General features: G+C 31.0%; 1 protein-coding gene. It reads right to left on the bottom strand.

Going from position 1 to position 232, the window contains the following annotated elements; all coding sequences use genetic code 11:
* A partial coding sequence (locus AAEY79_RS16565; RefSeq protein ID WP_352289900.1) for a hypothetical protein occupies window positions 1–232 on the bottom strand: 232 nt, incomplete at both ends.

The raw sequence follows: 232 nt of genomic DNA, 5'->3' as shown, positions 1-232 counted from the left end.
GTAATATGGTCTATACTTTTCTCCACCTCCTCCACTAATATTTATATGGAAAGGGTTTGTTTTTCTAGAGTCAAAATATGTTGGAAAATATAAACCTAAACTTAAATTCTTCCATCTAGAATAAGTTTCTTCTCCATTCAAATAACGTATCTCACCCTTAAGTATATTTTCATTTAAATTATAACCATAATGTTCAGTTATTTTCCCTGCTACGTCTAGGTCAGCTGAATCC

The sequence above is a fragment of the Psychrobacter sp. GW64-MNA-CIBAN-0177 genome (assembly GCF_040309585.1).
GTDB lineage: Bacteria > Pseudomonadota > Gammaproteobacteria > Pseudomonadales > Moraxellaceae > Psychrobacter > Psychrobacter okhotskensis.
This window is presented reverse-complemented; position numbering and strand designations above follow the sequence as displayed.